This window comes from Cryobacterium inferilacus (assembly GCF_019599185.1).
GTDB classification, from domain to species: Bacteria; Actinomycetota; Actinomycetes; order Actinomycetales; family Microbacteriaceae; genus Cryobacterium; species Cryobacterium inferilacus.
In genome coordinates this window covers 1-661 of record NZ_JAIEUL010000066.1, presented here as the reverse complement: position 1 = coordinate 661, position 661 = coordinate 1, and the positions used below count along the sequence as shown (strand labels likewise).

Annotated in this window: 1 protein-coding gene; it reads right to left on the bottom strand. The window is 62.3% G+C overall.

Annotated elements, in window-relative coordinates; genetic code table 11:
• Positions 1 to 661: IS3 family transposase (locus tag K2F54_RS18925; protein WP_220607402.1), on the bottom strand; the 661-nt coding region annotated here is incomplete at both ends.

The following is a 661-nucleotide window of genomic DNA, read 5'->3' as shown; positions in this document are numbered from 1 at the left end:
GATCCGTGATCGGAGTGGAAGATCGCTCCCGGCTTCACGTGCCCGGTTGCGATAGCTTTCTGCATCGCCCGGGTGATCAGCCGGTGGGTCATTGTCGCGCCCGAGGCATGGCCGAGCACGGATCGAGACGCAAGGTCGATCACCGTCGCGACGTAGAGCCAGCCTTCCTGGGTGCGAACGTAGGTGATATCGCCGACCATGATCGTGCCCGGGGTGAGGGAACTGAAGTCGCGCAGCAACAGGTCCACCGGGTCCAGGACGCGTTTGGAGCGCCGGTTCGCGACCTTGAACGCCCGCTCTGCGGCCGGTGAGATCAGGCCTAACGAGTTCATGATGCCCGCCACGGTCTTCCGGTCGGCCTGGAAACCCTCACGCGCTAAAGCAGCGGTGACCTTGCGGTAACCGGCCGCGCCCCCAGACCGGGCGAACGCGGTGATGACCTGCGCGGTGAGCACGTCACGCCGGGACTCGGTCGGAGTGGTGTCTCGGTTGATCCACTCATAGAACGAAGACCGGGAGATGCCGAGTTTGGTGCAGAGATACGACACCGGGAAATGTGCCTTCAACCGGGAGATCAATTCGAACCGTTGTCTTCTTGATCGAGTTCCCGAGCGAAGGCGCGGGCTTTTTTTTCGAACTCCACGTCTCGCTTCAACATCGC